2 protein-coding genes are annotated in these 1,439 nt (G+C 42.2%); both read right to left on the bottom strand.

Annotation, left to right across the window (positions count from 1 at the left end):
- Positions 1–319: hypothetical protein (locus LZP73_RS19120; RefSeq protein WP_234236498.1), on the bottom strand; the 319-nt coding region annotated here is incomplete at its 3' end.
- Between the two features lie 37 nt (positions 320–356).
- A complete protein-coding gene (locus tag LZP73_RS19115; RefSeq protein WP_234236497.1) occupies positions 357–1,058 on the bottom strand; it encodes a hypothetical protein in 702 nt (233 codons plus the stop codon).
- Positions 1,059–1,439 lie beyond the last annotated feature (381 nt).

The following is a 1,439-nucleotide window of genomic DNA, read 5'->3' as shown; positions in this document are numbered from 1 at the left end:
AGCCATCGTTATTGCTGTCGCCGCCGACACTGTCATCACGATAAGAGGTGAAATAAATCTTGTTCGATGAGGTTCCCACGGCATTTAAGGCACCATACACCCGCAAACGGGTGCCGGGACTGAACTTAACGACGGCACCGGCTTCAATAGATAATTCAACACCAGGTTCGACTTTAACTTCACTCGTGATCACATGGATCTTATCTTTTGACCACAACGTCCTTTGGGATATAGACCCTGCATGTAACTCAAGCTCTGTAGCTGCCGCCTGACCCAAAGTGACTAAGAGAAGACATAAAGATATACCGAGTTGATTCATCCTGAAGTTCCGTTTCTGGTAAGCTAATATTGCAATGTTATTGAGTTACTGGATTGATAGTGAACGCGATAGAGGTAACATTTACCCCCCAAACTTGCACTATTTCTTCACGACAGATTTCATCGCTAACCCCATCCAGAGGAAGCATGACTTTAAAAGGAATTACTCTGGTATTTCCCGGACTAAAACTAATCCAATCTGCTGTTTCGCTCGATTTATATTGAATCCAACACTTGGGAGTTTGAACCACTCGAGGCAATAGCAAGACCCCTGACACGAGCCTAACATACTGATATTCTTCACTTAATAATCTAAGCGTTTTATTGTAATCACGTATCCCAGCACCATCAGAAATACTTTTAAATGACATACCAACTCCAAAATCGTTTTTTGGGATAGGCACCTCAGCTTCTAAAGAGCTGTTTGTACGTAACAACACACGATCTTTCAACTCGACTTCTTCTCCAGAATACACATTAACCGGAGTAAACCTTGCCAATACTGTACTGTCATTTCCAATTGAGGCATTAACTTCTTTCTGCACAGTTTCCCCCCCCAAAGGAAGCAAGTAAGATACATCTAAAGAACGAAGTTCCCTGCCAGTATTATTTTTAATGTCTACTGTCACTTCAAGCTCAAATGTTTGGCGGCCTCCAGCACTCAGATTGCGAAAATATGACGATGAAAAATATGAGGCCAATAATGATAAAAAAAGAAGTGAATATAAAAACTTACTCATAATATCCCTATTCAAACGAATTAATTCCGACGACAGAAGCTCTGCAAATGAGAGCAGAATATCAACAACCCCCACCGTTAACAAGTTGTTAATCTACTATAAGGATACACCCAACAATGAAACTACTCCATCCGATTGACTATTATTCGCCAATAACAATGACTCACCCTCCCCAAAAAAGGACCTTGTAAATTATTGCGATATGCTCCTTTCTTGATATTAACGCAGCGGACGCCGATGCAGTAAGAGTGAAGCCGCGCCCCCCGGCGTGACAGGGTGAATATGACGAAGTCATGCGCTCATGAACGAGAGATAGGAGGTCGAACTGGCTCAGTGCAGGGATGCACACTGCTTTCTATTTATAAAAAAGCTAAAATCCCC

Source organism: Shewanella sp. AS16 (assembly GCF_021412365.1).
Classification (GTDB): Bacteria; Pseudomonadota; Gammaproteobacteria; order Enterobacterales; family Shewanellaceae; genus Shewanella; species Shewanella salipaludis.
The sequence above is the reverse complement of the archived record's forward strand: the minus strand, read 5'-3'. Positions and strand labels throughout refer to the sequence as shown.

What these genes read in the sequence shown, in the direction of transcription:
- LZP73_RS19115 (WP_234236497.1), bottom strand. Translation starts at nt 1,058, where the DNA reads ATGAGTAAGTTTTTATATTCACTTCTTTTTTTATCATTATTGGCCTCA.